This is a genomic window from Neisseria sp. P0021.S005 (genome assembly GCF_051956955.1).
This window is the reverse complement of sequence record NZ_JBQCWY010000772.1, coordinates 1-1370: the sequence shown is the minus strand read 5'-3', so window position 1 is coordinate 1370 and position 1370 is coordinate 1. Positions and strand designations below refer to the sequence as shown.

Annotated in this window: 1 protein-coding gene and 1 pseudogene; both read right to left on the bottom strand. The window is 45.0% G+C overall.

The window, feature by feature from the left end; all coding sequences use genetic code 11:
• Positions 1-60 precede the first annotated feature (60 nt).
• Positions 61-324 carry a hypothetical protein gene (locus ACTHUE_RS19165; RefSeq protein ID WP_141743131.1) on the bottom strand — a complete coding sequence of 88 codons (264 nt, stop codon included), beginning with the start codon at positions 322-324 and terminating at the stop codon, positions 61-63.
• Positions 325-362: 38 nt separating this feature from the next.
• Positions 363-1106 (bottom strand): annotated as a pseudogene (locus ACTHUE_RS19160) (hemagglutinin repeat-containing protein); the annotation flags it as partial.
• Positions 1107-1370: the final 264 nt, after the last annotated feature.

Here is a 1370-nt window from a genome sequence, read left to right as displayed (position 1 = left end):
CCTAAATATTCACAATATTCTAAAAGATTATATTTTATCTTCGCATTCATAACGTAACCTTTATCTAAATTTTAACTCTAATCTTTGCCCACGTACTGAAGCAGGTTGATTCCTAAACTCAATTGTCCATTTTGCTCCAGTTTGTTCTCGGCTAGTTGAAAAATTTCTTAAAATGATGGTCGTTCCTTTCCAAGGTCCTGATGTAATAGTCGTAGAAGATAATTGCCCTTTATTCGGAATATTCCTAAAATCAAGCCTCTGACCTGAATATTTTTCATACAAATCAAATATTTCTCTTCTACTTACTTTAGAATATATCGGCATTCCATTTTTGCTGGCAGATGAATTTGGTCTGATCGTTTTCCTGAATGTCGTTCGGCGGTGTCTGTGGTTACGTTTGTATCAATTTCAGCTTTGGTTTGTGCCGCTGTTTTGCCTGTCAGCCGGATTTGTGCGGCTTCGTCTGTGATTTGAATGTTTTGGGTGTTGATGCCGCTTTTCGTGATGCTGCTTTGACTGTCGCTGTCGCTGCCATAACCCACTGATGAACTTGCGCTGTTTTTATCCGCTACGCTTGTCAGGTGTTTGTCTTGAGGTTTATTTTGTGCGCCCTGCCCCAGCGTTTTGCCGCTTACGGCAACGCTGGCACCTAAGCCGAAACTTTCGCCTTCGTAGCGGCTGTGGTTTTGAATGTTGCTATGGGTGAGGGTGGCCGTCTGAAAGCGGTTTTTGCCTTTGTCTTCTGCGCTTTGGCTAGACGTGATGATGCCGCCTTTGAGGTCGGTGTGGTTTCCGACCTTGATTTGATAGCCGTCTTCTCCGGCGGAAATACCGCTTTGTGCGCTGATGCTTCGGTGTTCGGCGTTGATTTTGCTTTGGCTGTAACTGCCGCTTGCACTGAATCCGTAGCCTACGGTCACTTGGGCACCGGCGTTTTGTTGTTTGCCCTGATAGGTTTCGCTATCTTGTACACTTTCTATATGCAGGTTACGCGTATCTGCCTGTACGCCTTTGCCGATGAGCTGCGCACCTTTGAGGGTGGTATCCCCGCCGCTTCGGATAATCGTTTTGCCGGCCGTGCTGCCGACATGGGTGTGGCGGCGGGTCGCTTTTGTCTGATTGCTGTGGTGGCTTGTTGAAAGAAAGGTCGTCTGAAACCGTATTTGTTGTTTCAGACAGCCTCTTGGCTCAAACCTTGAGAACTGCATATGTGCGTTCCGCACATCCTACGTATTGAGTTTAGGTTTCATATGGGCCACGGCTTGCTGTTGGCTTTATAGTCCTAACAGCTCTAGAAAATATTAAAGAACACATGTTTAATGCATCCTTAAACATAGATTTTATGTGAGATAAATTTCATTAATTATCAT